Source organism: Cytobacillus spongiae (genome assembly GCF_021390075.1).
In genome coordinates this window covers 136,308-159,909 of sequence record NZ_CP089997.1, presented here as the reverse complement: position 1 = coordinate 159,909, position 23,602 = coordinate 136,308, and the positions used below count along the sequence as shown (strand labels likewise).

General features: G+C 40.4%; 39 protein-coding genes. All 39 read right to left on the bottom strand.

Going from position 1 to position 23,602, the window contains the following annotated elements; translation table 11 throughout:
- Positions 1-6: 6 nt before the first annotated feature.
- A complete protein-coding gene (locus LS684_RS00880; RefSeq protein WP_233809113.1) occupies positions 7-804 on the bottom strand; it encodes an energy-coupling factor transporter transmembrane component T family protein in 798 nt (265 codons plus the stop codon).
- Positions 801-1,670, bottom strand: a complete 870-nt coding sequence (locus tag LS684_RS00875; protein ID WP_233809112.1) for an energy-coupling factor ABC transporter ATP-binding protein — start codon at positions 1,668-1,670, stop codon at positions 801-803. Before LS684_RS00875 ends, LS684_RS00880 begins: the two co-directional genes overlap by 4 nt.
- Positions 1,646-2,485 carry an energy-coupling factor ABC transporter ATP-binding protein gene (locus LS684_RS00870; protein WP_233809111.1) on the bottom strand — a complete coding sequence of 280 codons (840 nt, stop codon included), beginning with the start codon at positions 2,483-2,485 and terminating at the stop codon, positions 1,646-1,648. Before LS684_RS00870 ends, LS684_RS00875 begins: the two co-directional genes overlap by 25 nt.
- A gap of 704 nt (positions 2,486-3,189) precedes the next feature.
- Positions 3,190-3,552, bottom strand: a complete 363-nt coding sequence (gene rplQ / locus LS684_RS00865; protein WP_233809110.1) for a 50S ribosomal protein L17 — start codon at positions 3,550-3,552, stop codon at positions 3,190-3,192.
- Positions 3,553-3,620: 68 nt separating this feature from the next.
- Positions 3,621-4,565 (bottom strand): DNA-directed RNA polymerase subunit alpha, encoded by a 945-nt coding sequence (locus tag LS684_RS00860; RefSeq protein WP_233811505.1) that lies wholly within the window; start codon positions 4,563-4,565, stop codon positions 3,621-3,623.
- A 173-nt stretch (positions 4,566-4,738) separates the two neighbouring features.
- A complete protein-coding gene (gene rpsK / locus LS684_RS00855; RefSeq protein WP_233809109.1) occupies positions 4,739-5,128 on the bottom strand; it encodes a 30S ribosomal protein S11 in 390 nt (129 codons plus the stop codon).
- A gap of 21 nt (positions 5,129-5,149) precedes the next feature.
- The gene (rpsM, locus tag LS684_RS00850) at positions 5,150-5,515 is read right to left on the bottom strand and encodes a 30S ribosomal protein S13 (RefSeq protein WP_233809108.1); all 366 of its coding nucleotides are present in this window, start codon (positions 5,513-5,515) and stop codon (positions 5,150-5,152) included.
- Between the two features lie 24 nt (positions 5,516-5,539).
- Entirely contained in the window at positions 5,540-5,653 is a 114-nt protein-coding gene (gene rpmJ, locus LS684_RS00845; protein WP_000868344.1) for a 50S ribosomal protein L36, read from the bottom strand.
- A 39-nt stretch (positions 5,654-5,692) separates the two neighbouring features.
- Positions 5,693-5,911, bottom strand: a complete 219-nt coding sequence (infA, locus tag LS684_RS00840; RefSeq protein ID WP_191782121.1) for a translation initiation factor IF-1 — start codon at positions 5,909-5,911, stop codon at positions 5,693-5,695.
- Positions 5,889-6,221 (bottom strand): KOW domain-containing RNA-binding protein, encoded by a 333-nt coding sequence (locus tag LS684_RS00835; RefSeq protein WP_233809106.1) that lies wholly within the window; start codon positions 6,219-6,221, stop codon positions 5,889-5,891. The genes infA and LS684_RS00835 overlap by 23 nt, the downstream gene beginning before the upstream one ends.
- A gap of 16 nt (positions 6,222-6,237) precedes the next feature.
- Positions 6,238-6,984: a type I methionyl aminopeptidase gene (gene map / locus LS684_RS00830; protein WP_233809104.1), complete on the bottom strand. Its 747-nt coding sequence runs from the start codon at positions 6,982-6,984 to the stop codon at positions 6,238-6,240.
- Positions 6,984-7,634 (bottom strand): adenylate kinase, encoded by a 651-nt coding sequence (locus LS684_RS00825; protein ID WP_233809102.1) that lies wholly within the window; start codon positions 7,632-7,634, stop codon positions 6,984-6,986. The genes map and LS684_RS00825 overlap by 1 nt, the downstream gene beginning before the upstream one ends.
- Positions 7,635-7,694: 60 nt before the next feature.
- The gene (gene secY, locus LS684_RS00820) at positions 7,695-8,990 is read right to left on the bottom strand and encodes a preprotein translocase subunit SecY (RefSeq protein WP_233809100.1); all 1,296 of its coding nucleotides are present in this window, start codon (positions 8,988-8,990) and stop codon (positions 7,695-7,697) included.
- Positions 8,990-9,430 carry a 50S ribosomal protein L15 gene (rplO, locus tag LS684_RS00815; RefSeq protein ID WP_233809097.1) on the bottom strand — a complete coding sequence of 147 codons (441 nt, stop codon included), beginning with the start codon at positions 9,428-9,430 and terminating at the stop codon, positions 8,990-8,992. The genes secY and rplO overlap by 1 nt, the downstream gene beginning before the upstream one ends.
- A gap of 32 nt (positions 9,431-9,462) precedes the next feature.
- Positions 9,463-9,645: a 50S ribosomal protein L30 gene (gene rpmD, locus LS684_RS00810; protein ID WP_233809096.1), complete on the bottom strand. Its 183-nt coding sequence runs from the start codon at positions 9,643-9,645 to the stop codon at positions 9,463-9,465.
- 13 nt (positions 9,646-9,658) lie between these two features.
- Positions 9,659-10,159: a 30S ribosomal protein S5 gene (rpsE, locus tag LS684_RS00805; RefSeq protein WP_233809095.1), complete on the bottom strand. Its 501-nt coding sequence runs from the start codon at positions 10,157-10,159 to the stop codon at positions 9,659-9,661.
- 24 nt (positions 10,160-10,183) lie between these two features.
- Positions 10,184-10,546 carry a 50S ribosomal protein L18 gene (rplR, locus tag LS684_RS00800; RefSeq protein WP_233809094.1) on the bottom strand — a complete coding sequence of 121 codons (363 nt, stop codon included), beginning with the start codon at positions 10,544-10,546 and terminating at the stop codon, positions 10,184-10,186.
- A 32-nt stretch (positions 10,547-10,578) separates the two neighbouring features.
- The gene (gene rplF, locus LS684_RS00795; RefSeq protein WP_233809093.1) at positions 10,579-11,115 is read right to left on the bottom strand and encodes a 50S ribosomal protein L6; all 537 of its coding nucleotides are present in this window, start codon (positions 11,113-11,115) and stop codon (positions 10,579-10,581) included.
- Between the two features lie 30 nt (positions 11,116-11,145).
- Complete coding sequence (gene rpsH, locus LS684_RS00790) at positions 11,146-11,544, bottom strand: 30S ribosomal protein S8 (protein WP_233809092.1); 399 nt, start codon at positions 11,542-11,544, stop codon at positions 11,146-11,148.
- 29 nt (positions 11,545-11,573) lie between these two features.
- Positions 11,574-11,759, bottom strand: a complete 186-nt coding sequence (gene rpsN / locus LS684_RS00785) for a 30S ribosomal protein S14 (RefSeq protein ID WP_009499044.1) — start codon at positions 11,757-11,759, stop codon at positions 11,574-11,576.
- Positions 11,760-11,783: 24 nt separating this feature from the next.
- A complete protein-coding gene (gene rplE, locus LS684_RS00780; RefSeq protein WP_233809091.1) occupies positions 11,784-12,323 on the bottom strand; it encodes a 50S ribosomal protein L5 in 540 nt (179 codons plus the stop codon).
- A 26-nt stretch (positions 12,324-12,349) separates the two neighbouring features.
- Entirely contained in the window at positions 12,350-12,661 is a 312-nt protein-coding gene (gene rplX, locus LS684_RS00775) for a 50S ribosomal protein L24 (protein WP_233809090.1), read from the bottom strand.
- A 37-nt stretch (positions 12,662-12,698) separates the two neighbouring features.
- A complete protein-coding gene (gene rplN, locus LS684_RS00770) occupies positions 12,699-13,067 on the bottom strand; it encodes a 50S ribosomal protein L14 (RefSeq protein WP_233809088.1) in 369 nt (122 codons plus the stop codon).
- A 40-nt stretch (positions 13,068-13,107) separates the two neighbouring features.
- Positions 13,108-13,371, bottom strand: a complete 264-nt coding sequence (rpsQ, locus tag LS684_RS00765) for a 30S ribosomal protein S17 (protein WP_233809086.1) — start codon at positions 13,369-13,371, stop codon at positions 13,108-13,110.
- Positions 13,372-13,391: 20 nt separating this feature from the next.
- Positions 13,392-13,595 carry a 50S ribosomal protein L29 gene (gene rpmC, locus LS684_RS00760; protein ID WP_003351417.1) on the bottom strand — a complete coding sequence of 68 codons (204 nt, stop codon included), beginning with the start codon at positions 13,593-13,595 and terminating at the stop codon, positions 13,392-13,394.
- On the bottom strand, positions 13,585-14,019 hold the full coding sequence (rplP, locus tag LS684_RS00755; protein WP_233809084.1) for a 50S ribosomal protein L16: 435 nt from the start codon (positions 14,017-14,019) through the stop codon (positions 13,585-13,587). Before rplP ends, rpmC begins: the two co-directional genes overlap by 11 nt.
- Before the next feature lies 1 nt (position 14,020).
- Complete coding sequence (rpsC, locus tag LS684_RS00750; RefSeq protein ID WP_233809082.1) at positions 14,021-14,677, bottom strand: 30S ribosomal protein S3; 657 nt, start codon at positions 14,675-14,677, stop codon at positions 14,021-14,023.
- Positions 14,678-14,680: 3 nt separating this feature from the next.
- Entirely contained in the window at positions 14,681-15,022 is a 342-nt protein-coding gene (gene rplV, locus LS684_RS00745; protein WP_233809080.1) for a 50S ribosomal protein L22, read from the bottom strand.
- Positions 15,023-15,040: 18 nt separating this feature from the next.
- A complete protein-coding gene (gene rpsS / locus LS684_RS00740; protein WP_233809078.1) occupies positions 15,041-15,319 on the bottom strand; it encodes a 30S ribosomal protein S19 in 279 nt (92 codons plus the stop codon).
- A gap of 60 nt (positions 15,320-15,379) precedes the next feature.
- Positions 15,380-16,210: a 50S ribosomal protein L2 gene (gene rplB / locus LS684_RS00735; RefSeq protein ID WP_233809077.1), complete on the bottom strand. Its 831-nt coding sequence runs from the start codon at positions 16,208-16,210 to the stop codon at positions 15,380-15,382.
- A gap of 26 nt (positions 16,211-16,236) precedes the next feature.
- A complete protein-coding gene (gene rplW, locus LS684_RS00730) occupies positions 16,237-16,521 on the bottom strand; it encodes a 50S ribosomal protein L23 (protein ID WP_233809076.1) in 285 nt (94 codons plus the stop codon).
- Complete coding sequence (gene rplD / locus LS684_RS00725) at positions 16,521-17,144, bottom strand: 50S ribosomal protein L4 (protein WP_233809075.1); 624 nt, start codon at positions 17,142-17,144, stop codon at positions 16,521-16,523. Before rplD ends, rplW begins: the two co-directional genes overlap by 1 nt.
- 24 nt (positions 17,145-17,168) lie before the next feature.
- Entirely contained in the window at positions 17,169-17,798 is a 630-nt protein-coding gene (gene rplC, locus LS684_RS00720) for a 50S ribosomal protein L3 (RefSeq protein WP_233809074.1), read from the bottom strand.
- A gap of 37 nt (positions 17,799-17,835) precedes the next feature.
- Positions 17,836-18,144 carry a 30S ribosomal protein S10 gene (gene rpsJ, locus LS684_RS00715; protein ID WP_003354783.1) on the bottom strand — a complete coding sequence of 103 codons (309 nt, stop codon included), beginning with the start codon at positions 18,142-18,144 and terminating at the stop codon, positions 17,836-17,838.
- 592 nt (positions 18,145-18,736) lie between these two features.
- On the bottom strand, positions 18,737-19,924 hold the full coding sequence (tuf, locus tag LS684_RS00710) for an elongation factor Tu (RefSeq protein ID WP_233809073.1): 1,188 nt from the start codon (positions 19,922-19,924) through the stop codon (positions 18,737-18,739).
- A gap of 119 nt (positions 19,925-20,043) precedes the next feature.
- Positions 20,044-22,122: an elongation factor G gene (fusA, locus tag LS684_RS00705; RefSeq protein WP_233809072.1), complete on the bottom strand. Its 2,079-nt coding sequence runs from the start codon at positions 22,120-22,122 to the stop codon at positions 20,044-20,046.
- A 50-nt stretch (positions 22,123-22,172) separates the two neighbouring features.
- On the bottom strand, positions 22,173-22,643 hold the full coding sequence (gene rpsG / locus LS684_RS00700) for a 30S ribosomal protein S7 (RefSeq protein WP_233809071.1): 471 nt from the start codon (positions 22,641-22,643) through the stop codon (positions 22,173-22,175).
- 44 nt (positions 22,644-22,687) lie between these two features.
- Positions 22,688-23,110: a 30S ribosomal protein S12 gene (gene rpsL, locus LS684_RS00695; protein ID WP_233809069.1), complete on the bottom strand. Its 423-nt coding sequence runs from the start codon at positions 23,108-23,110 to the stop codon at positions 22,688-22,690.
- A gap of 106 nt (positions 23,111-23,216) precedes the next feature.
- Positions 23,217-23,465, bottom strand: coding sequence for a 50S ribosomal protein L7ae-like protein (locus tag LS684_RS00690; protein WP_233809067.1), 249 nt, complete (start codon positions 23,463-23,465; stop codon positions 23,217-23,219).
- Positions 23,466-23,602: the final 137 nt, after the last annotated feature.

Genomic DNA, 23,602 nt, shown 5'->3' with positions numbered 1-23,602 from the left:
TTCTCCTTAAGCTCTTAATAATGCTAACACAATGGCAAGTGCCCCTAGTAATAAAAGCATACCCGTATCGATACCCTTCCAATCAAGCTGGCGGTATTTCGTTCGACCTTCTCCACCTTTATAACCTCTAGCCTCCATTGCCGTAGCAAGTTCTTCAGCTCGCTTAAACGAACTTACAAACAACGGGATTAATAACGTAATAATCGCACGTGCACGCTGTTTGATTGGCCCACTAGAGAAGTCGACACCTCTTGCAGTTTGCGCCTTCATAATCTTGTCCGTTTCCTGCATAAGAGTGGGGATGAACCTTAGTGAGATGGACATCATTAGTGCCAGCTCATGTACAGGAAAATTCACTTTATTTAATGGAGCCAATAACGTTTCAAGTCCATCGGTAATTTCAATAGGTGTGGTGGTTAAGGTTAATAGGGAAGTCATCAATATTAAGAGGAAGAAGCGTAATGAAATAAAAACCCCTTGCCTTAATCCCTCTTCATATATTTGAATCCACCCAAAATCAAGCAGAACTTGCCCCTCTTTTGTTAAAAATAAGTGCAAGAAAAGCGTAAAAATAACCAACCAAATAACCGGCTTTAAACCTGCCATAATAAATGAAAATGGAACCCTTGATAATCCTACCATCATAATGGAATAGGTAAGTATAATCCCATATGTCAACATATTATTGGCGAGAAACACAATACAGACAAACAAAAAAACCACAATGAGCTTTGATCGAGGATCCATCCGATGAATAGCTGATTCAGCAGGTACGTAGCGACCGAATATCATCTTATCCATCATACGTGGTTCCTCCTTTTCACTAACAGATCAATTTGGTCTGTTAGTTCATCTAGAGTTAAGCATACCTTATCAAAGGAATGCTTAAGTGTATTCTCCAGCTTCAGCTGAAACCTTACTACTTCAGGTACGTCTAGTCCTAGCTCTATTAAGCCTTCTGGGGAGGCAAAGATTTCTTTAGGTGTTCCTTGACGGTATACGTTTCCTTTTTGCATGACAACGATTTGATCAGCATATTTAGCTGCATCCTCCATGCTATGAGTAACTAGGATGGTTGAAAGATTTCGCTTCTTATGAAGCTCATAGAACATATCCATAATCTCGCTGCGGCCTCTTGGATCTAGACCAGCTGTAGGCTCATCTAAAACAATCACATCCGGTTCCATTGCTAACACCCCTGCAATGGCTACGCGGCGCATTTGACCACCAGACAAATCGAATGGTGACTTGTCCAAAAGCTCTTCAGACAATCCAACAAGCTGAATTGCTTCCCTTGCACGCTGCTTCGCTTCGTCTTCTGTTACCCCAAAATTCATAGGTCCAAAGCAAATATCTTTTTCAATTGTTTCTTCAAACAGCTGATGTTCCGGAAATTGAAAAACGATCCCTACTTTTTGACGGATATTCTTTAGATTCTTTTGTTTTGTTCCACCTACGATTTCTCGCTCACCAATTATGACCGTCCCACTCGTAGGCTGAAGAAGTGCATTTAAATGCTGCAAGACCGTAGATTTTCCTGACCCTGTGTGTCCAATTAACGCAAGAAAGGTGCCGCTTGGAATCTGAAATGAGACATCCTGAATAGCTAACCTTTCAAATGGTGTATTTAACTGATAGCGATATTCTACTTGTTCAAGTGAGATGTCCATAATTCCGTCACCAACTCTTCTTCTGTTAGAAAATGTTTTGATAATGCGATCCCTTTTTGCTTCAGGTTCTTACTAATTTTCACAGGAAATGGAATGTCTAATCCAAGCTGTACGAGCTCTTCATCCAACTGAAAAATGTCTTCAGGTGTCCCTTCACGGTAAACGACACCCTTGTTCATTACAATCATTCGGTCTGCTTTTGCTGCTTCTTCTAGATCATGTGTAATAGAGACGACGGTCAATTTATGATCGTCTTTTAGCTTACGAACAATATTAAGTACCTCTTCTCTTCCGCGAGGGTCGAGCATAGAAGTCGCTTCGTCTAAAATGATAAGATCTGGTCGTAAAGCAATCACTCCCGCGATGGCTACGCGCTGCTTTTGACCTCCTGAAAGATGATGTGGCTCTTGTTCAAGAAAGGAACCCATATTGACAAGCTCTAGAGATTCATAAACTCTCTTGACCATATCCTCACGAGGAATTCCGTTATTCTCAAGTCCAAACGCAACATCATCCTTTACAGTTGTTCCGACAAACTGATTATCTGGATTTTGAAAAACCATTCCAATTTTACGACGGATATCCCAAATTGAATCCTCTGATAGTTTAACTCCATCAACAAGGATTTCTCCACCTGTCGGAAACTGTAGGCCATTCAGTAACTTGGCAAGAGTGGACTTCCCAGACCCATTATGTCCGACAAGAGCAAGCCACTCACCATTATATATATCAAAGGAAACATTTTTTAGAGCAAATGGTCCATCCTGATCATATTGAAAAGAAACATCTTTGATTGAAACTAATTTTTCTTTCACATCATTTCCTCCTCTCAGCTCTACTTAGCTATTCTTCTCTCAACTAGAATTACTCCTATTTTAACTAAAAACAACATAAAAGTTCTAGAAATAAATAATGAATGCACAGAAATAGCTATTCAGCCGTATTAGCAGATATACACCCCACACATTCTTTAAACGGAAAAATATTAAAGGACAAGTTAAAAAATAAACTCGCAAACAGAGCGAGTAAGATAAGTAGACCATGAGTAGAGTTTCTCGAAAATTTCCATATAAATAATAAAACTCGCCATTTGGCGAGCCTGGGTAGAAGAAACAGTATAATTGCAAGTAAGCTCTAAAAAGGAAACAACGATCCTGTATTCTTAATCCTGGCCCATTAAAAATTCTGACATAATAAAAAAGCCTGCACCTCTTTCATAACACCTTTATGAAAGAGGTACATGAGCTAGACGAGACACAAGGAAATAAGTAATAGCATTCTTCCAAGGAATTATGCCTTCTGACCAGTCTAATGAGAGACAGTCAAATGACCCAAACGATGTGGGATTCTCCTTATTAACAATAGGAGTCCATTTCTAGTATATATGAAATGGTACTTATACCTACATGCTCATCGTAACACTCGTTTTGGGCTCTAGATAGGATGACTATCCTACAGAAAAAGGGCAAAGAACAAGTTCAAACTAAACTGTCCAGCGCCCCTGTTGTCTGTTGAGTTATTAAACTAACTCAATAATTACCATTGGTGCTCCGTCACCACGACGAGGCCCAAGTTTCATAATACGTGTATATCCACCTTGGCGCTCTTCATAACGAGGTGCAATATCGCTGAATAACTTTTGTACAGCATCCTTGTTATCCTCAATGCTTGCTACTTCATTACGGATGAAAGCAGCAGCTTGGCGACGAGCGTGAAGATCTCCACGTTTACCAAGAGTAATCATTTTTTCAACAACCGAACGAAGTTCTTTTGCACGAGCTTCTGTTGTCTCGATGCGCTCGTTGATGATTAAGTCTGTTGCTAGATCACGTAACATAGCTTTGCGTTGAGCACTAGTGCGTCCTAACTTTCTGTATCCCATGAAAGTTTCCCTCCTTTGTTGAAGTCTATTTATCGGTCTATAAGGCTATCAAAGAGTATTTATGTTAATCAGTCATCTTTACGAAGGCCTAATCCAAGCTCTTCAAGTTTATGCTTAACTTCTTCTAGAGACTTACGACCTAAGTTACGTACTTTCATCATATCTTCTTCCGTCTTATTTGCTAATTCTTGGACGGTATTGATTCCAGCACGCTTTAAGCAGTTGTATGAACGAACTGATAGATCAAGTTCTTCAATCGTCATTTCAAGAACTTTCTCTTTTTGGTCTTCTTCTTTTTCAACCATGATTTCAGCATTTTGTGCTTCGTCAGTCAAACCAACAAAGATGTTTAAATGCTCAGTTAAAATCTTCGCTCCAAGTGCAACCGCATCTTGTGGACCTGTACTACCGTCAGTCCATACATCGAATGTTAACTTATCATAGTTAGTCATCTGGCCTACACGTGTATTTTCTACTTGGTAAGATACACGTGATACTGGAGTGTAAATGGAGTCGATAGGGATTACACCGATCGGTTGATCCTCTCTCTTGTTTTGATCAGCAGGCGTATACCCGCGTCCACGTCTTGCTGTTAAGCGCATACGTAGGTGACCATTTGTTCCAAGAGTAGCAATGTGAAGATCAGGGTTAAGAATTTCAACATCACTGTCATGGGTAACATCAGCAGCCGTAACGGCTCCTTCACCTTGAACATCTATTTCTAGCGTCTTTTCTTCATCTGAATAGATTTTAAGAGCTAGCTTTTTAATATTTAAGATAATAGTTGTTACGTCTTCTACGACGCCTTCAATTGTTGAAAACTCATGAAGTACCCCATCGACTTGAATCGATGTGACAGCAGCACCTGGGAGTGAGGATAGCAGGATACGACGTAAGGAGTTACCCAAAGTAGTACCATACCCACGCTCAAGTGGTTCAACGACGAACTTACCGTACTTCGCATCATCGCTGATCTCAACCGTTTCGATTTTTGGTTTTTCTATTTCGATCATCATATATACCCTCCTTCAAAACGTCGAAACCCCGGTCTTGGATAACCGAAATTCCTCATATAATACGTTCCCGATTGTGCACAACAACTGGATTCATTCATCTGTATAAGAAACATGAAAAGTTCTCATCATATCCCATTATGGACAGGGATACAAATAATATACAGAAAAAATTATACGCGGCGACGTTTTGGTGGACGGCATCCGTTATGTGGTACTGGAGTTACATCTTTAATTGCAGTAACTTCAAGACCAGCAGCTTGTAGAGCACGGATCGCAGCTTCACGTCCTGCGCCAGGACCTTTAACTGTAACTTCTAGAGTTTTCATACCGTGTTCCATTGATGTTTTAGCAGCCGTTTCAGCAGCCATTTGCGCAGCGAATGGAGTAGATTTACGAGAACCTTTAAACCCAAGAGCTCCAGCACTTGACCAAGAAATTGCATTACCATGTACATCAGTAATAGTTACGATAGTGTTGTTAAACGTTGAGCGGATATGTGCAATACCACTTTCGATATTCTTTTTCACACGACGTTTACGTGTATTCGTTTTACGTGCCAATTAGATAACCTCCCTTACCAATTATTTCTTCTTGTTAGCAACAGTCTTACGAGGACCTTTGCGTGTACGAGCGTTGTTTTTCGTGTTTTGACCACGAACTGGTAAACCACGACGGTGACGTAGACCACGGTAGCATCCAATTTCCATTAAACGCTTGATGTTAAGAGAAACTTCACGACGAAGGTCACCCTCAACTTTTAATTTGTCTACAACTTCACGAATTTTGTTTAATTCATCTTCTGTTAAGTCACGAACACGAGTATCTTCAGAAACTCCTGCGTCTGCTAATACTTTTTGTGCTGTAGCTTTACCAATACCAAAAATATAAGTTAATGAGATAACTACACGCTTTTCACGTGGGATATCCACACCAGCAATACGTGCCATACTCTAGCGCACCTCCTTCTTAGATTATCCTTGTTTTTGTTTGTGCTTAGGGTTTTCACAGATAACCATAACTTTGCCCCGTCTGCGGATAACTTTACACTTTTCGCAGATCGGTTTAACAGATGGTCTTACTTTCATTATCCTAACCTCCTTAATAGTTCGGAGTGCAAATAATCATTATTTAAAGCGGTATGTTATTCTTCCGCGAGTTAAGTCATATGGAGAAAGCTCTACTGTTACTTTATCTCCTGGTAAAATTCGAATGAAGTGCATGCGAATCTTTCCAGAAACGTGAGCTAAAACTGTATGACCATTTTCTAATTCTACCTTAAACATTGCATTAGGCAAAGTTTCTACAACTGTACCTTCAATTTCAATTACATCGTCTTTCGCCATTGAACTTGTCTCCCTTCTTCAATTCAAGTATGTCATTCAAATACTTTGCAAGTGCAAAGCGTAGCTTTCCATTTGTTACACGACCGGTTTCGATAAGACTGCTCTGAACTTCCGAAGATACATAATCAATACATTGTAGATGTTGAAGGTTTTTCTTCTTCGGACGGTCATATTTTCGTTTATCACCGTCAGCGATTAAAACATACCTATCATCGAACAACTTTATAATTATACCATATTGACCTGCATCACGCCCGCGTTTTATTTGAACAATTTGTCCAAGCTGCGGTCTTGAATCAGAATCGACCAATGAGATCACCCACTGCTTAAGCTTTCGTTAGAATTTCATAACCAGTTTCAGTGATAGCAACTGTATGCTCGAAGTGAGCACAATACTTTCCGTCTACCGTTACAACTGTCCAGTCGTCGGCTAACGTCTTCACATAGCGAGTTCCTGCATTCACCATCGGTTCAATAGCAAGTACCATTCCGGGTTTTAAACGAGGACCCTTATTAGGTGGACCGTAGTGAGGAATTTGTGGATCCTCATGTAAGTCTTGCCCTACTCCATGCCCTACATACTCACGTACAATCGAAAAGCCTTTTGATTCTGCATACGTTTGAATTGCATGAGAGATGTTCGATAAACGTTCACCTGGTTTAGCCTCTTTAAGTCCTCTATATAGTGATTCTTCTGTTACATCTAGAAGATTTTGTGCTTCTTCATCGATTATACCTACAGCATAAGTCCAAGCAGAGTCTCCATGATAGCCATTGTATTTAGCTCCGATATCGATGCTAATAATGTCACCTTCATTTAGAACTCTTTTTCCTGGGATCCCATGAACAAGCTCGTTGTTCACAGACGCACAAATACTGCCAGAAAAGCCATTATATCCTTTGAAAGAGGGAATTGCATCATGCTTACGAATAAACGATTCTGCAATTGCATCTAACTCTTTTGTCGTAATTCCAGGTGCAATATGCTTTTTTAACTCTTCGTGAGTTAATGCCACAATACGCCCTGCTTCTCGCATGATTTCAATTTCTCTTGGGGTTTTACAAATGATCATTAATTCAAGCCCCCGAGTAATTGATCGATATCCGTAAATACAATATCGATATCCTGCTGACCATTAATATTGCGTAGATACCCTTTAGACTCATAAAAATCTAATAGTGGTTGAGATTGTTGAATGTTCACTTGAAGGCGATTCTTAACAGTGGATTCATTATCATCCTCACGTTGATATAGCTCTCCGCCACAACGATCGCATTTCCCTTCCTGTGCTGGAGGATTGAAAACTAAATGATACGTAGCACCGCACTCTTTACAAATACGTCTTCCAGTTAAACGCTCCATTAAAATCTCTTGGTCTACATCAATATTGATGACATAGTCCATCTTTTTGTTCAAATCTGCAAGAATACCTTCTAAAGCTTCTGCTTGAGGTACTGTACGAGGAAAACCGTCTAGTAAGAATCCTTTTTCACAGTCATCTTTACTTAATCTTTCGCGTACAATTCCAATCGTCACTTCATCTGGTACTAATGCACCTTGATCCATAAAAGACTTCGCTTTTAAGCCTAGTTCCGTTCCATCTTTAATCGCAGCACGGAACATATCTCCAGTTGAGATATGAGGGATGTTGTATTTATTAACAATTTTCTCAGCTTGGGTACCTTTACCAGCACCAGGGAGCCCCATTAAAACTAAATTCACACGTATTCCCCCTCAGTCTCTTAATTGGCTTTAGGGAGCGATTTGTTCCCTAAAACCGAATTATTTAATGAAACCTTTATAGTGACGTTTAACCAATTGAGCTTCTAACTGTTTCATTGTTTCAAGTGCAACACCGATCACGATGAGCAAGCTCGTTCCACCAATCTGAGCTGATTGTGGAAGTCCAGCAAACTTAATAAAGAATACTGGAAGAATTGAAATAACGGTAAGGAAGATCGCACCAATAAATGTTAAACGATAAAGTACACGAGTTAAATATTCCTGAGTATTCTTTCCAGGGCGAATACCAGGGATATATCCGCCTTGCTTTTTCAAGTTTTCTGCCACTTGTTCAGGATTAACTTGAATAAAGGCATAGAAATAGGTGAAGGCAATAATCAGTGCACTATATATGATCATACCAATCGGAGTCGTGTAATCAAACACTCTTTGAATCCACAATGTTACATCGTTTGTACCAAAGAACGTAGCAATCGTTCTTGGCGTAATGATGAATGAGATTGCAAAGATTACTGGAATAACACCGGCAGCATTTACTTTTAAAGGCAAATGTGTTGATTGACCACCTACAGGATTACGGCCAGCAACCATGCGTTTTGCGTATTGAATTGGAATCTTTCTTAATGCTTGTTGCACGAAGATTGTTCCAACAACAATAGCAATTACTGCAAGGATGATAAGGACCACAGTTACAATTCGTAAGAAAAGCTGATCGCCAGCATCTTCAAACTGTTGAGCATAGATCTGGTTAACCGTATTTGGAATAGCCGCAACGATTCCAGCAAAAATGATAATTGAAATACCATTTCCTACACCCTTAGATGTAATTTGTTCACCTAACCACATTAAAAATGCAGTACCAGCAGTAAGTACAGTTGCAATAAGCAAGTAAGTTGTAATACTTGAGTTTTCAATAAGTAGACCATTTGCCATATTATTGAACCCGTATGACATACCTAATGCTTGGATAAACCCAAGCACGATTGTAAAGTAACGTGTAAATTGTGCTAATTTACGGCGACCTACTTCACCTTGCTTTGACCATTCCGTAAATTTAGGTACAACATCCATCTGTAACAATTGAATGATGATAGAAGCTGTAATATAAGGCATGATCCCCATCGCCAATATGGAGAATTGGGAAAGGGCGCCTCCTCCAAATGTATTTAGAACACCAAATACACTTAGCTCATCTTGAGCTTTAAGGATGTCGGCATTCACAAACGGTACTGGAATAAAAGTACCGATGCGAAAGACAATCAACATTAAAAGGGTGAATATGATTTTTCGTCTTATATCACCCACGCGCATAAAATTGGAGATTGTCTGAAACATTAAATCACCTCAGTTGTACCGCCGGCAGCTTCGATAGCTTCCTTCGCAGCAGAGGAGAATTTATGAGCTTTAACAGTAAGCTTTTTCTCAACTTTGCCTTTAGCAAGAATCTTAATTCCTGCTCTTTCTTTGCTTACAACGCCTGTTTCGATCAGAAGTTCTGGAGTTACTTCTGTACCGTCTTCAAAGCGGTTAAGTGCATCAAGGTTCACAATCGCAAATTCTTTACGGTTAATGTTAGTGAATCCGCGTTTAGGCAGACGTTGGAATAAAGGAGTTTGACCCCCTTCAAAACCAGGACGAACACCGCCGCCAGAACGTGCGTTTTGACCTTTATGACCTTTACCAGCAGTTTTACCTTGACCAGAACCGATACCACGACCTAAGCGTTTACGTTCTTTACGAGAACCTTCTGCAGGTTTTAATTCATGAAGTTTCATGTTGGCACCTCCTTATTTGAAGAAGTATTTAATTATTTTTCTACAACCGTTACAAGATGAGCTACTTTGTTAATCATTCCGCGAATAGCTGCATTATCTTGTTGTTCAACTGTTTGGTGCATTTTGCGTAAACCAAGAGCTTTAACTGTTTCACGTTGATCTTGCGGACGACCAATCACGCTTCGAGTGAGGGTAATTTCTAGTTTATTTGCCATTTCATTTCCCTCCTTATCCTAACAGTTCTTCTACTGATTTTCCACGTAGCTTAGCTACATCCTCAGCACGTTTTAATTGTTTAAGACCTTCGATTGTAGCACGAACCATGTTAATTGGTGTGTTCGTTCCTAAAGATTTAGAAAGGATGTCATGAACACCAGCTAATTCAAGTACAGCACGAACAGGTCCACCAGCGATAACCCCAGTACCTTCAGATGCAGGCTTTAATAGAATTTGGCCAGCACCAAAGTGTCCGATTACTTGGTGTGGAATTGTTGTACCAACCATAGGTACTTCTACTAGATTTTTCTTAGCATCTTCAATTGCTTTACGGATTGCATCTGGTACCTCTTGCGCTTTACCTGTACCAAATCCAACGTTACCGTTTTTGTCTCCAACTACTACTAGTGCAGAGAAACGGAATCGACGTCCACCTTTAACAACCTTCGCTACACGGTTAACTGTAACTACGCGCTCTTCAAGTTCAAGTTTGTTTGGATCAATACGACGCATTTGTTTATGTCCCTCCTTTGTCTATTAAAATTCTAGTCCGTTTTCACGAGCAGCATCTGCTAATGCTTTTACGCGACCATGATATAAGTATCCTCCACGATCGAATACTACAGACTTAACACCTTTTTCTACTCCACGCTTAGCAACTACTTCTCCGACCTTAATAGCTGCATCTACGTTACTTGTAGAATCGATAGAGATTTCTTTATCTAAAGTAGAAGCACTTGCGATTGTTACACCGTTCACGTCATCAATTAATTGAGCGTAAATGTGTTTGCTTGAACGGAACACATTTAGACGAGGACGAGCAGCTGTACCGCTAAGTTTAGCACGTACACGTGCATGGCGCTTCTTACGAACTGTATTTTTATCAGCCTTCGTAATCATTTAGGTCACTCCTTTCGTTTACCTACGCGGTATTACTTACCAGTTTTACCTTCTTTACGACGTACATATTCGCCTTCATAACGAATACCTTTACCTTTATAAGGCTCAGGAGGACGAACGTCACGGATATTTGCTGCTAAAGCACCAACGCGTTCTTTGTTAGTACCTTTAACAATAATCTTTGTATTAGAAGGAACTTCAACTTCAATACCTTCTTCAGGCTCGATCTCAACTGGGTGAGAGTATCCAACGTTTAAAACAAGCTTATTACCTTGTTTTTGAGCACGGTAACCGACACCAATAAGCTCAAGACCTCTTTCGTATCCTTTAGAAACACCTTCAACCATGTTTGCTAAAAGAGCACGTGTTGTACCGTGAATTGTACGGTGTTCTTTAGAATCAGTTGGACGAGTTAAAGTAATGATGTTGTCTTCCACTTTAATTTCGATATCAGGGCTGAAAGTACGAGTTAATTCGCCTTTAGGACCTTTTACTGTAACAGTGTTGTTATCGAATGAGATCGTAACACCAGCTGGGATTTCAATTGGTTTTTTACCTACACGAGACATCTAGGCACCTCCATTCTTTAAAAAAATCTATTACCAAACGTATGCTAATACTTCTCCGCCAACTTGCTTAGCACGAGCTTCTTTATCAGTAAGAACGCCGTGAGAAGTAGATACTAGTGCGATTCCAAGACCATTTAGTACGCGTGGTACTTCGTTTGACTTAGCATAAACACGAAGTCCTGGCTTACTAATACGTTTAAGACCTGTGATAACACGCTCATTGCTACCACCGTATTTAAGGAAAACACGGATGATACCTTGTTTGTTATCTTCGATATACTCAACGTCACGGATAAATCCTTCACGCTTAAGGATTTCAGCGATTTCTTTCTTCATGTTAGAAGCAGGAACCTCTAATTTTTCGTGACGAACCATATTCGCATTACGGATGCGAGTAAGGAAATCTGCAATTGGATCTGTCATGACCATTGTTTTTACCTCCTTCCCAGAATTGGGTTTTACCAGCTAGCTTTTTTCACACCAGGAATTTGTCCTTTGTATGCTAATTCACGGAAACAAATACGGCAAAGCTTAAATTTACGGTATACAGAATGTGGACGTCCACAACGTTCACAACGTGTGTATTCCTGTACCTTATATTTAGGCGTACGCTTTTGTTTCGCAATCATTGATTTTTTAGCCACGTTGTCGCCTCCCTCTATTAGAGATTACTTTTGGAACGGCATTCCAAATTGAGTTAAAAGTTCACGAGCTTCTTCGTCAGTGTTAGCTGTGGTTACAATAACAATATCCATACCACGAACTTTGCTTACTTTATCGTAATCAATTTCAGGGAAGATTAATTGCTCTTTTACACCTAATGTGTAGTTTCCACGACCGTCGAAAGATTTTTTAGATACACCGCGGAAGTCACGTACACGTGGTAGAGAAACAGATACTAATTTATCTAGGAACTCATACATACGCTCACCACGTAGTGTAACTTTTGCACCGATCGGCATACCTTCACGAAGACGGAAGCCTGCGATTGATTTCTTAGCACGAGTTACTACTGGCTTTTGACCAGTGATGATAGCTAATTCTTCAACAGCTGTATCAAGAGCTTTTGCGTTTTGAACTGCATCACCAACACCCATGTTGATTACGATCTTTTCGATCTTTGGTACTTGCATAACTGATTTATAATTAAACTTGCTAACTAGAGCAGGAGTAATTTCTTTTACAAATTTATCTTTTAGGCGGTTCATCTAAAGTACCTCCCTTCTTAATTAAACTATTTATCTAATAATTCACCGGATTTTTTCGCAACGCGTACTTTTTTGCCATCAACCACTTGGTATCCTACGCGAGTTGGTTCACCAGATTTAGGGTCGATTGGCATAACGTTTGATACATGAATTGGTGCCTCTTGGCTAATGATTCCACCTTGTGGATTCACTTGGGATGGCTTCGAGTGTTTCTTAACGATGTTTACACCTTCAACTAGTACTCGGCTTTGTTTTGGGTAAGCTGCAAGAATAACACCTGTTTTGCCTTTATCCTTACCAGAGATGACCATAACTTTGTCACCTTTTTTCACATGCATCTGTGCGCACCTCCTTAAAGGCAATTTTTTTGTTAAATTATAATACTTCTGGAGCTAAAGATACGATTTTCATGAAGTTGCTGTCACGTAGTTCACGAGCAACTGGTCCGAAGATACGAGTTCCACGAGGGCTCTTATCATCACGGATAATTACACATGCGTTTTCATCAAAGCGAATGTAAGTACCGTCATTACGACGAACTCCGCTCTTAGTACGAACAACTACTGCTCTTACAACATCACCTTTTTTAACAACGCCACCTGGTGTTGCTTGTTTCACTGTACAAACGATGATGTCGCCGATGTTAGCAGTTTTGCGACCAGAGCCACCTAGAACCTTAATAGTTAATACTTCACGTGCACCTGAGTTATCAGCAACTTTTAAACGTGATTCTTGTTGAATCATGTGTGTAACCTCCCTTCGGGGTGTAGCTTATTCCGAACGATTAGATAATAACTGCTTTTTCTACTACTTCTACAAGACGGAAACGCTTTGTCGCAGATAGCGGACGAGTTTCCATGATACGAACGATATCGCCTGTTTTTGCTAGGTTTTGCTCATCATGAGCTTTAAGCTTCTTAGAGTACTTAACGCGTTTACCATAAAGAGGATGCTTTTTGTATGTCTCTACAAGAACAGTAACGGTTTTATCCATTTTGTCTGAGACAACGCGTCCAGTGTAAACCTTGCGTTGGTTACGTTCACTCATTCGTGCGAACCTCCTCTCAATTATCGATTGTTGACGCCGATTTCTCTTTCACGAATAACAGTTTTCATACGAGCAATCGCTTTGCGTACTTCACGAATACGAGCTGTATTTTCAAGTTGTCCAGTCGCCAATTGAAAGCGAAGGTTGAAAAGCTCTTCTTTTAAAGATTTTACTTTTTGTTCAATTTCAGCAGTGGTAAGGTCACGAATTTCATTAGCTTTCATTTGATTCACCACCAATTTCTTCTCGTTTTACAAACTTACACTTTACAGGAAGCTTGTGTGATGCAAGGCGTAATGCTTCACGAGCGATCTCTTCAGAAACACCAGCGATTTCAAACATTACTTTACCTGGCTTAACAACTGCAACCCATCCTTCTGGAGCACCTTTACCAGATCCCATTCGGACTTCTAGAGGCTTAGCAGTGTAAGGCTTATGTGGGAAAATTTTGATCCAAACTTTTCCGCCACGTTTCATGTAACGAGTCATTGCAATACGAGCTGCCTCGATTTGACGGTTTGTAATCCAAGAAGCCTCAGTAGCTTGTAAACCGAACTCTCCAAAGCTTACTTCTTTACCGCCTTTTGCTTGACCACGCATCTTACCTCGGTGTTCACGACGATATTTAACGCGTTTAGGCACTAACATATTATTTGCCTCCTTCCTCTGTTTTCTTCTTCGTAGGAAGGACCTCTCCACGGTAGATCCATACTTTTACTCCAAGCTTACCGTAAGTAGTATCAGCTTCTGCTGTAGCATAATCGATATCAGCACGAAGTGTATGAAGTGGAACTGTACCTTCACTATAAGATTCAGAACGAGCGATGTCCGCACCGCCAAGACGACCTGATACCATTGTTTTGATACCTTTAGCACCAGCGCGCATTGCACGTTGAATTGCTTGCTTTTGAGCACGACGGAATGATACGCGGTTCTCTAATTGACGAGCGATGTTCTCAGCAACTAACTTCGCATCAACGTCAGCTCTTTTGATTTCAAGAATATTGATATGAACACGTTTGCCAGTAAGTGAGTTTAAAGCTTTACGTAGAGCTTCAACTTCCGTACCACCTTTACCGATAACCATTCCTGGTTTAGCAGTGTGAACAGTGATGTTTAAACGGTTAGCAGCACGCTCGATTTCTACTTTAGAAACAGAAGCATCGCTTAAACGCTTAGTGATGTACTCACGTACTTTAAGGTCTTCGTGTAAAAGATTAGCATAGTCTTTACCTGCGTACCATTTAGATTCCCAATCACGGATAATTCCGATACGCAAACCGACTGGATTTACTTTTTGACCCACTGATTACCCCTCCTTCTTTTCAGATACTACGATAGTGATGTGGCTAGTACGCTTGTTGATTTGGCTAGCACGACCCATTGCGCGAGGACGGAAACGTTTTAAAGTTGGTCCTTCGTCAACGAATGCTTGAGTAACAACTAGGTTGTTAATATCCATTTCGTAGTTATGCTCAGCGTTAGCTATAGCAGACTTTAATACTTTTTCAACTACTGGTGAAGCAGCCTTAGGCGTAAGGTTTAAAATCGCAACTGCTTCTCCTACTTGCTTTCCTCGAATTAAATCAACGACTAAACGAACTTTACGAGGAGCAATACGAACTGTTCTTGCAACAGCTTTAGATTGCATTTGGATGCCCTCCTCTCATTAACGTCTTGTTTTCTTATCGTCACTAGCATGGCCTTTATAAGTACGTGATGGAGCGAATTCTCCAAGCTTATGACCTACCATATCTTCAGTGACGTATACAGGCACATGTTTGCGACCATCATAAACTGCAATAGTGTGTCCGATGAATTGTGGGAAGATCGTAGAACGACGAGACCAAGTTTTAACAACTTGCTTCTTTTCAGATTCATTTAACTTTTCGATCTTAACCATTAAATGTTCATCTACAAATGGTCCTTTTTTTAAGCTGCGGCCCATATTAGAACCTCCCTTCGTGATTGTTCTACGGTTCGTTCATTGAACCGTAGCTCAATCCCGTTATTTTTTACGACGACGTACGATAAACTTATCTGATTTGTTCTTTTTCTTACGAGTTTTGAATCCAAGAGTTGGTTTACCCCATGGAGTCATTGGTGACTTACGTCCGATTGGTGAACGTCCTTCACCACCACCGTGTGGGTGATCGTTCGGGTTCATTACAGATCCACGTACAGTTGGGCGCTTACCTAACCAACGAGAACGACCTGCTTTACCAATGTTAATAAGTTCATGTTGCTCGTTTCCTACTTGACCAACAGTAGCACGGCACTCAGCTAGGATCATACGAACCTCACCAGAGTTTAGACGAACTAATACGTACTTTCCTTCTTTACCTAATACTTGTGCAGAAGTACCAGCAGAACGTACTAATTGTCCACCTTTACCAGGCTTTAACTCGATGTTGTGCACTACAGTACCAACAGGAATGTTTAGTAATGGTAATGCGTTACCTACTTTAATATCTGCCTCTGGGCCAGACATAACTTCCATACCAACCTGAAGGTTTTTTGGAGCTAGGATATAACGCTTTTCACCATCCACATAGTTAATTAATGCGATGTTTGCAGAACGGTTTGGATCGTACTCGATTGTAGCAACGCGTCCTGGAATGCCATCTTTGTTACGTTTAAAATCGATAATACGATATTGACGCTTATGGCCGCCACCTTGATGACGAACTGTTAACTTACCTTGGTTGTTACGGCCGCCTTTTCTCTTTAAAGGAGCAAGTAAAGACTTTTCTGGTTGATTCGTAGTGATTTCTGCGAAATCAGAAGTAGTCATGCCGCGACGACCATTGGAGGTAGGTTTATACTTTTTAATCGCCATTTAAATTCCCTCCTCTTCTATTAAAATTAAACTTCAAAGAATTCGATTTCTTTGCTGTCTGTTGTTAATTTAACGATAGCTTTACGACGTTTGTTTGTATAGCCTCCGAAACGTCCCATGCGCTTGAATTTACCTTTGTAGTTCATAACGTTAACCTTCTCAACTTTAACACCGAAGATTTCTTCAACAGCGTCTTTCACTTGAGTTTTGTTAGCTCTAACGTCAACTTCAAAAGTGTACTTCTTCTCAGCCATTAAATCAGTAGAACGTTCAGTGATAACGGGGCGCTTAATGATATCGCGTGCATCCATTATGCAAGCACCTCCTCTACTTTTTCAACCGCTGCTTTCGTCATGATTAATTTATCATGATTTAAAACATCCAATACGCTGATTCCGTTAGCAGTTACAACTGTTACTCCTGGGATGTTACGAGCAGATAATGCTACGTTCTCATCTAGGTCAGCAGTAACGATAAGTGCTTTAGAAGCAACAGAAAGACCACTTAAAACGCCTTTAAAGTCTTTTGTTTTTGGTGTTTCGAAAGCAAGGTTTTCTAATACTAAAATGTTTTCTTCTAATACTTTAGTAGATAATGCAGATTTGATCGCTAAGCGACGTACTTTCTTCGGTAGTTTGTAGCTGTAGCTACGTGGAACTGGACCGAATACAGTACCCCCTCCGCGCCATTGTGGAGAACGGATAGATCCTTGACGTGCACGACCAGTACCTTTTTGACGCCATGGTTTGCGCCCACCGCCTGCTACTTCAGAACGGATTTTAGTTTTATGAGTACCCTGACGTAAAGAAGCTCTTTGCATAATAACAGCTTCGAATAATACGTGGTTATTTGGCTCAATACCGAAAACAGACTCATTAAGTTCGATTTCTCCAACTTGAGAACCGCTTTGGTTAAATAATGCTACTTTAGGCATTCTTGTTTCCTCCTTTCTCAGATATTACTTTGCTTTAACCGCACTTGAAATTTTTAATAATGCTTTTTTCGCTCCAGGTACGTTACCTTTAATTAAAAGTAGGTTACGCTCTACGTCTACTTTTACGATGTCAAGGTTTTGAACAGTGATTTGCTCTCCGCCCATACGTCCAGGTAATAATTTACCCTTGAAAACACGGTTTGGAGCTACAGGACCCATTGAACCTGGGCGACGGTGATAACGAGAACCGTGTGCCATTGGTCCGCGAGATTGTCCATGGCGTTTAATTGCACCTTGGAAACCTTTACCCTTTGAGATTCCTGTTACATCTACTAGATCGCCTTCAGCGAAAATATCTACTTTGACTTCCTGACCAACCTCATACTCATCTAAGTTTACTCCGCGGAATTCACGAACGAAGCGCTTAGGAGCAGTATTAGCTTTAGCAACGTGTCCTTTTTCAGGTTTGTTAGCTAACTTTTCACGTTTGTCTTCGAAACCTAATTGGATTGATTCATAGCTATCCGTTTCGTTTGACTTCTTTTGAAGAACAACGTTTGGAGCAGCTTCAACAACAGTTACTGGGATAAGGTCACCGTTTTCAGCGAATACTTGAGTCATACCGATTTTTCTTCCTAAGATTCCTTTGGTCATTACAGTCACACCTCCTATTGTTATGTTCTATTATGAATTATAATTTGATTTCAATATCTACACCTGATGGTAGGTCTAAACGCATTAATGAATCAACTGTTTGTGGAGTTGGATTCACAATATCGATTAAACGCTTGTGCGTACGCATCTCGAATTGCTCACGAGAATCTTTGTACTTATGAACCGCACGAAGGATTGTGTATACTGACTTCTCAGTTGGTAATGGAATTGGACCAGATACAGCCGCACCAGAACGCTTTGCAGTCTCAACAATCTTCTCAGCAGATTGATCAAGAATTCTGTGATCATATGCTTTTAAACGGATACGAATTTTTTGTTTTGCCATTATTTTCCCTCCTTTTCGCCTATTTTAAAATAGACCTTCTCAGTGAAAATTTCCCACACATTCGCCATGGCAAAGCGGCCGGGTGTGTCAGCAACCTTTCACATCATCGCAGTCAAAGACCAACATTGTCTATTATACAGAAACTATAAAGTAAATGCAACATATATTTATGTTTCCTTTATGTTTCGCGCACTTTCTCTATTATAACGACTGCACGGGAACATTTCAAGTGCTATTCTAGTTGTCAAAATATATAAATAGTATGAATTAGAAATCCCACCAATATCACACTCTAGTAACAAGCTTGATCAGTTCATTCTTGGATTTTCGCAATGTATGATTCATTGATCTGATACATTCATAAGTATTATATAGAAGAAACTAGGGTGGTTATAATAATATTTTTCAAATAATGATCCTCTGTGGGATATCTTATAAGTTGATCAGAACAAAAAATCAAATGAACTTGATCAAGCTAGGGCAGGCTCAACTAAAAAGGTTTAGGATAGAACTCAAAACGATTATCAACCATTTCCTTCTAAAGAAAAAAAAAAAAGCAGATGAACAATGTTCATCTGCTTTTTATCAATTATTACTCAACGATTGTAGCAACTACTCCAGCACCTACAGTACGTCCACCCTCACGGATAGAGAACTTTGTACCTTCTTCGATAGCGATTGGAGCGATAAGCTCAACAGTCATTTCGATGTTATCGCCAGGCATAACCATTTCTACACCTTCAGGAAGGTTACAGATACCAGTTACGTCAGTTGTACGGAAGTAGAACTGTGGGCGGTAGTTAGTGAAGAATGGAGTGTGACGTCCACCTTCTTCTTTAGAAAGAACATAAACTTCTGCTTTGAACTTAGTGTGTGGAGTGATTGTACCTGGCTTAGCAAGTACTTGTCCACGTTGGATATCTTCACGAGCAACCCCACGAAGAAGAGCACCAATGTTATCTCCAGCTTCAGCATAATCAAGAAGCTTACGGAACATTTCTACTCCAGTTACAGTAGTTGATTTTGGCTCTTCAGTTAAACCGATGATTTCAATTGTGTCACCAACTTTAACTTGTCCACGCTCAACACGTCCTGTAGCAACTGTTCCACGTCCAGTGATTGAGAATACATCCTCAACTGGCATCATGAATGGCTTGTCAGTGTCACGAGTTGGGTTTGGAATGTACTCGTCAACAGCGCTCATTAATTCCATGATTTTTTCTTCCCACTCAGCTTCTCCTTCAAGAGCTTTAAGAGCAGAACCTTTGATTACAGGTACATCGTCACCTGGGAAATCATATTCAGAAAGAAGATCACGAACTTCCATTTCTACTAATTCTAGTAATTCTTCGTCGTCTACCATGTCACACTTGTTTAAGAATACAACAAGGAAAGGTACACCTACTTGACGAGAAAGAAGGATGTGCTCACGAGTTTGTGGCATTGGACCGTCAGCTGCAGATACAACTAGGATTCCGCCGTCCATTTGAGCAGCACCAGTGATCATATTTTTAACGTAGTCAGCATGTCCTGGGCAGTCAACGTGCGCATAGTGACGCTCAGTAGTTTCGTACTCAACGTGTGCTGTTGAGATTGTGATTCCACGCTCACGCTCTTCTGGAGCAGCGTCGATTTGGTCATATGCACGTGCTTCTCCACCGCCTGCTTTTGCAAGTACAGTAGTGATAGCAGCTGTTAAAGTAGTTTTACCATGGTCAACGTGACCGATTGTACCGATGTTAACGTGTGGCTTTGAACGATCGAATTTAGCTTTTGCCATTAGGAAAATCCTCCTTCAGATATTGGTTAAGTATTTTGAAATGGGCTGTGAGTATGAATAATCATATCACAGCACCATGCCTACATGATATTTATACTTGATTAAAAAGGTAAAATCAATTATTCACCTTTATTTTTTTTGATAATTTCTTCAGAAATTGATTTTGGAACTTCTTCGTAGTGATCGAAGTGCATTGTAAATACTCCACGACCTTGTGTGTTAGAACGTAATGAAGTAGCGTAACCAAACATTTCAGAAAGTGGCACCATCGCACGAACTACCTGAGCGTTTCCGCGAGCTTCCATTCCTTCTACACGTCCACGACGAGAAGTGATATTACCCATGATATCACCCATGTACTCTTCCGGAATGATAACTTCTACACGCATTACCGGTTCAAGAATTACAGGGTTACATTTTGAAGCAGCATTCTTAAGTGCCATAGATGCGGCAATCTTAAACGCCATTTCAGATGAGTCAACATCATGGTATGATCCGTCAAACAATCTAGCCTTAATGTCAACCACTGGGAATCCAGCAAGCAGACCTCTATCAAGAGCGTCTTCAAGTCCTGATTGTACTGCTGGGATGTATTCACGTGGAACTACACCACCAACGATACCATTTTCAAACTCAAAGCCTGCACCCTCTTCATTTGGAGAGAATTCGATCCAAACGTGTCCGAATTGTCCACGTCCACCTGATTGGCGAGCGAATTTCCCTTCAACTGAAGCAGAATTACGGATTGTTTCACGATATGCTACTTGAGGTGCACCTACGTTTGCTTCCACTTTGAACTCACGACGCATACGGTCAACTAAGATATCTAAGTGAAGCTCACCCATACCGGCGATGATTGTTTGTCCAGTTTCCTGGTCAGTGTGCGCACGGAAAGTTGGGTCTTCCTCTTGTAGTTTTTGTAGAGCTGTAGACATTTTATCTTGGTCAGCCTTAGACTTAGGCTCGATAGATAATTGAATAACTGGCTCTGGGAATTCCATAGATTCAAGAATTACTAATGATTTCTCATCACAAAGTGTGTCACCAGTAGTAGTATCTTTTAAGCCTACAGCTGCTGCGATATCTCCAGCGTATACTGTTGAGATCTCTTCACGAGAGTTAGCGTGCATTTGTAGGATACGACCTACACGCTCACGCTTACCTTTTGTAGAGTTCTTAACGTATGAACCTGATTCTAATGTACCAGAGTATACACGGAAGAATGTTAGCTTTCCAACATAAGGGTCTGTCATTACTTTAAATGCAAGAGCTGCGAATGGCTCGTCGTCACTTGAAGGACGAGTTACTTCTTCATCTGAATCCGGAAGAGTACCTTTAATAGCAGGTACATCTAATGGAGATGGAAGGTAGTCAATTACAGCATCAAGCATTTTTTGAACACCTTTGTTTTTGAAAGCAGATCCGCAAATAACAGGATAGAATTCAACATTAACAGTACCTTTACGAATAGCAGCTTTTAACTCTTCGTTAGAGATTTCTTCTCCACCAAGGTATTTTTCCATTAAGTCTTCATCTAATTCTGCTACAGCTTCGATTAACTTTTCGCGGTACTCTTCAGCTTGGTCCATATACTCAGCAGGGATATCTTTCTCCTGAATATCTGTACCTAGATCGTTACCGTAGAATGTAGCTTTCATTTCAACTAAGTCAATAATACCTTCGAATTGATCTTCAGCACCGATTGGTAATTGAATTGCAGCAGCATTCGCTTGTAAACGGTCATGTAAAGTACCTAGAGAGTAGATGAAGTCCGCACCGATTTTGTCCATTTTATTAACGAACACAACACGTGGAACTCCATAAGTTGTAGCTTGACGCCAAACTGTTTCAGTTTGAGGCTCAACACCAGATTGAGCATCTAGTACTGCAACAGCACCATCAAGTACACGTAAAGAACGCTCAACTTCAACTGTGAAGTCTACGTGTCCTGGTGTATCGATGATGTTAACGCGGTGACCTTGCCATTGAGCTGTTGTAGCAGCAGAAGTGATTGTAATACCACGTTCTTGCTCTTGCTCCATCCAGTCCATTTGAGAAGCACCTTCGTGAGTTTCACCAATTTTGTGAATACGACCAGTGTAATAAAGTACACGCTCAGTCGTAGTTGTTTTACCGGCATCAATGTGTGCCATGATCCCGATATTACGAGTATTTTCTAAGGAGAACTCTCTTGCCATTGGTTTCTTTCTCCTTCCTAATATAAGAGTGATTTAGTTTTGGATTAATTTTACCAACGATAGTGAGCAAACGCTTTGTTCGCTTCAGCCATTTTGTGTGTGTCTTCACGCTTCTTAACAGATGCACCAGAGTTGTTAGCTGCATCCAGAATTTCGTTAGCTAAACGCTCTTCCATCGTTTTTTCTCCGCGAAGGCGAGCGTAGTTTACTAACCAACGAAGACCTAAAGTTGTACGACGCTCTGGGCGCACCTCAACTGGTACTTGGTAGTTAGATCCACCTACACGGCGTGCTCTAACTTCTAGTACTGGCATGATGTTTTTAAGTGCTTGATCAAAAACTTCCATTGGGTCTTTTCCAGAACGATCACGAATGATGTCAAATGAAGAGTAAAGAATAGCTTGAGATTTACCTCTTTTCCCATCAGTCATCATTTTGTTAATTAAACGAGTAATTAACTTTGAATTATAAATTGGATCTGGTAATACGTCTCTCTTTGCTACAGGTCCTTTACGTGGCATGTTTTTTCCTCCTTTCAGAAAGGTTGATTTTTATTTGGTTTAGATTACTTTTTAGCAGCTTTTGGTCTCTTTGTTCCGTATTTAGAACGACCTTGCATACGGTTGTTTACACCAGCAGTATCAAGCGCACCACGAACGATGTGGTAACGCACCCCCGGTAAGTCCTTTACACGTCCGCCACGAATTAGAACAACACTGTGCTCTTGTAAGTTGTGGCCGATACCAGGAATATAAGCAGTTACCTCGATACCATTTGTTAAGCGTACACGAGCATATTTACGTAACGCTGAGTTTGGTTTCTTCGGAGTCATTGTACCAACACGAGTACAAACACCACGTTTTTGAGGTGAAGAAATGTTCGTTTGAGCTTTTCTTAGACTGTTATATCCTTTGTTTAGCGCAGGTGATTTTGACTTTTCCTCGATAGCTTTACGAGGCTTGCGCACTAATTGGTTAATAGTAGGCATTGTTTTTTCCTCCCTTCACATTTTCATTTAAGCCCACACATCCAGGTGGTTCATTTTAAAGCAAAAAACAAAGTCTTTGTAGATATCTATCTTACAAAAACAGTTTTTAAGAGTTTATAGCTACAGTTGCAGCTCCAACTTCTATTCCACAAGCCTTCCCTAGTTTTTTCATAGAGTCGACGTAGATAATTGGTACATGAACTTCATTTGCGGTTTGAATCACCTTTGCTGTCACTTTTGGATCAGCATCAGATGCAATCAATACTTCCTTGACCGTTCCTGTCTTTAGAGCTTTCACTGTTTGCTTTGTTCCTACTATAAAGCTGTTAGCCTTCAATACTTTTTCATAAGACATTTTCTATCCTCCAAAGTATCAATAAATAGGAGCACCTTTGCTATATTATCATCATGTACAGATGTTGTCAACACTGAGTTGTGATTTTTTTACCTGAGTGCTTTTATTCTTCAAAAATGAAGATACGGTACATAGAC

Coding starts and splice junctions, on each gene's coding strand:
- rplN (WP_233809088.1), bottom strand. CDS start 13,067: ATGATTCAACAAGAATCACGTTTAAAAGTTGCTGATAACTCAGGTGCA.
- rplX (WP_233809090.1), bottom strand. CDS start 12,661: ATGCATGTGAAAAAAGGTGACAAAGTTATGGTCATCTCTGGTAAGGAT.
- rpsS (WP_233809078.1), bottom strand. CDS start 15,319: ATGGGCCGCAGCTTAAAAAAAGGACCATTTGTAGATGAACATTTAATG.
- rplC (WP_233809074.1), bottom strand. CDS start 17,798: ATGACCAAAGGAATCTTAGGAAGAAAAATCGGTATGACTCAAGTATTC.
- rplF (WP_233809093.1), bottom strand. CDS start 11,115: ATGTCTCGTGTAGGTAAAAAACCAATTGAAATCCCAGCTGGTGTTACG.
- rplP (WP_233809084.1), bottom strand. CDS start 14,019: ATGTTAGTGCCTAAACGCGTTAAATATCGTCGTGAACACCGAGGTAAG.
- rpmJ (WP_000868344.1), bottom strand. CDS start 5,653: ATGAAAGTAAGACCATCTGTTAAACCGATCTGCGAAAAGTGTAAAGTT.
- rpsE (WP_233809095.1), bottom strand. CDS start 10,159: ATGCGTCGTATTGATCCAAACAAACTTGAACTTGAAGAGCGCGTAGTT.
- tuf (WP_233809073.1), bottom strand. CDS start 19,924: ATGGCAAAAGCTAAATTCGATCGTTCAAAGCCACACGTTAACATCGGT.
- map (WP_233809104.1), bottom strand. CDS start 6,984: ATGATCATTTGTAAAACCCCAAGAGAAATTGAAATCATGCGAGAAGCA.
- secY (WP_233809100.1), bottom strand. CDS start 8,990: ATGTTTCAGACAATCTCCAATTTTATGCGCGTGGGTGATATAAGACGA.
- rpmC (WP_003351417.1), bottom strand. CDS start 13,595: ATGAAAGCTAATGAAATTCGTGACCTTACCACTGCTGAAATTGAACAA.
- rpsL (WP_233809069.1), bottom strand. CDS start 23,110: ATGCCTACTATTAACCAATTAGTGCGCAAGCCTCGTAAAGCTATCGAG.
- rplW (WP_233809076.1), bottom strand. CDS start 16,521: ATGGATGCACGCGATATCATTAAGCGCCCCGTTATCACTGAACGTTCT.
- rplO (WP_233809097.1), bottom strand. CDS start 9,430: ATGAAACTTCATGAATTAAAACCTGCAGAAGGTTCTCGTAAAGAACGT.
- rpmD (WP_233809096.1), bottom strand. CDS start 9,645: ATGGCAAATAAACTAGAAATTACCCTCACTCGAAGCGTGATTGGTCGT.
- infA (WP_191782121.1), bottom strand. CDS start 5,911: ATGGCGAAAGACGATGTAATTGAAATTGAAGGTACAGTTGTAGAAACT.
- LS684_RS00880 (WP_233809113.1), bottom strand. CDS start 804: ATGATGGATAAGATGATATTCGGTCGCTACGTACCTGCTGAATCAGCT.
- fusA (WP_233809072.1), bottom strand. CDS start 22,122: ATGGCAAGAGAGTTCTCCTTAGAAAATACTCGTAATATCGGGATCATG.
- rplE (WP_233809091.1), bottom strand. CDS start 12,323: ATGAACCGCCTAAAAGATAAATTTGTAAAAGAAATTACTCCTGCTCTA.
- rpsH (WP_233809092.1), bottom strand. CDS start 11,544: ATGGTCATGACAGATCCAATTGCAGATTTCCTTACTCGCATCCGTAAT.
- rpsG (WP_233809071.1), bottom strand. CDS start 22,643: ATGCCACGTAAAGGACCTGTAGCAAAGAGAGACGTATTACCAGATCCA.
- rplV (WP_233809080.1), bottom strand. CDS start 15,022: ATGCAATCTAAAGCTGTTGCAAGAACAGTTCGTATTGCTCCTCGTAAA.
- rplB (WP_233809077.1), bottom strand. CDS start 16,210: ATGGCGATTAAAAAGTATAAACCTACCTCCAATGGTCGTCGCGGCATG.
- rpsM (WP_233809108.1), bottom strand. CDS start 5,515: ATGGCACGTATTGCTGGTGTGGATATCCCACGTGAAAAGCGTGTAGTT.
- LS684_RS00860 (WP_233811505.1), bottom strand. CDS start 4,565: ATGATCGAAATAGAAAAACCAAAAATCGAAACGGTTGAGATCAGCGAT.
- rpsJ (WP_003354783.1), bottom strand. CDS start 18,144: ATGGCAAAACAAAAAATTCGTATCCGTTTAAAAGCATATGATCACAGA.
- rplD (WP_233809075.1), bottom strand. CDS start 17,144: ATGCCTAAAGTAGCATTATTTAACCAAAGCGGTTCTCAAGTTGGAGAA.
- LS684_RS00690 (WP_233809067.1), bottom strand. CDS start 23,465: ATGTCTTATGAAAAAGTATTGAAGGCTAACAGCTTTATAGTAGGAACA.
- rplQ (WP_233809110.1), bottom strand. CDS start 3,552: ATGGGATACAGAAAGTTAGGACGCACTAGTGCTCAACGCAAAGCTATG.
- LS684_RS00875 (WP_233809112.1), bottom strand. CDS start 1,670: ATGGACATCTCACTTGAACAAGTAGAATATCGCTATCAGTTAAATACA.
- rpsQ (WP_233809086.1), bottom strand. CDS start 13,371: ATGAGTGAACGTAACCAACGCAAGGTTTACACTGGACGCGTTGTCTCA.
- rplR (WP_233809094.1), bottom strand. CDS start 10,546: ATGATTACGAAGGCTGATAAAAATACAGTTCGTAAGAAGCGCCATGCA.